The sequence below is a fragment of the Microcoleus sp. OTE_8_concoct_300 genome (assembly GCF_031383065.1).
Classification (GTDB): Bacteria; Cyanobacteriota; Cyanobacteriia; order Cyanobacteriales; family Microcoleaceae; genus Microcoleus.
In genome coordinates this window covers 1-1034 of record NZ_JANMZH010000884.1, presented here as the reverse complement: position 1 = coordinate 1034, position 1034 = coordinate 1, and the positions used below count along the sequence as shown (strand labels likewise).

Sequence of the window (1034 nt, the reverse complement as noted above, 5' to 3'; positions counted from 1 at the left end):
CAGGGCTATTTCATTCTAAATAATTCCTTGAGTGTGTTAAGACCAAAGCCAGCAAGTCGTTGAGCTTGAGCCATATTCTGAAATCCATACTCTCGATATAAATTGAGTGCAAAATTACGCGCCGTTGCCCAGATTTGCACGCTTTGGGGTAGTTCTAATGCGTGAAGCATCTTCTCCTTGGGTCACATCCCGTACATAATGCACTTTATTCTCTACTCCCCCATAACTACGGATTCTTTCTCCAAAAGCTTCTGCTGTATCAACAAATGAAGCTATATAATAGCGGGTTTCTGTGGCATACTCGATGATGTTGGCACGATATACTTGTGGTTCTGATTCAACTCTAATCAAGGTCTTGAGTCCCGGAAATTTAGGAATGTCTGTCAAATCCTGTGTAATACTCACTGTCCTTTTTTCAATACGACCATGACCTTTGTTGATTTTTTGAGCGCTCTGTTGTGATTTAAAACAGCCTTTGACTGCTTTTAGTAATCCAGATTGGTTGCCCTTGAGCGCACCCACGTAATCATTCTCACTGTCAACGATCACCTGAAGTGTTTTTTTTGGGTGCTAATGGCATCAAAGGCAAAAACCACGCCCTTGACTGCCATCTGTTCGATAAATGCAGGAATTGCTGTGATTTCGTTTGTTTTTGAATCTACCTCATAAGGTTCGAGAATCAAGCCCCGCTCAACAATGTAGGCGCTAACCAGCATCATAGCTGGATGTGAATCCACCGTAAGGATCATCGCTGATTGCCTCATAGGAACCTCTTACTACTTTACCGTCCATAGCGATTGTTTCTCTTGGCAATGGTTGAACGCCAAAAAAACGGGATAAGCAGGCTGAATAACTCTGATACTCTGTCCGCATTAGAGTGCGTCGAATCGTACTAAGTAGTTAAGCAAAATTAATTACATAATTATCTCCAAATTCTTTAAGAATTATTTCGACAGATGAAACAAGAGATTGCCAGCTAGAGTAGGCATCTATTTCGAGCCATTGATATTTGATAAACCGCCACAAAATCTCAA

2 protein-coding genes and 1 pseudogene are annotated in these 1034 nt (G+C 41.3%); all 3 read right to left on the bottom strand.

Annotated features, from left to right (window positions below):
* Nucleotides 1-114 precede the first annotated feature (114 nt).
* The gene (locus tag ACUVJL_RS38560) at nt 115-549 is read right to left on the bottom strand and encodes an ISAs1 family transposase (RefSeq protein ID WP_445250634.1); all 435 of its coding nucleotides are present in this window, start codon (nt 547-549) and stop codon (nt 115-117) included.
* Complete coding sequence (locus ACUVJL_RS38555) at nt 546-764, bottom strand: hypothetical protein (protein ID WP_445250633.1); 219 nt, start codon at nt 762-764, stop codon at nt 546-548. Before ACUVJL_RS38555 ends, ACUVJL_RS38560 begins: the two co-directional genes overlap by 4 nt.
* A 136-nt stretch (nt 765-900) precedes the next feature.
* Nucleotides 901-1034, bottom strand: a pseudogene (locus ACUVJL_RS38550) (IS630-like element ISAcma34 family transposase); the annotation flags it as partial.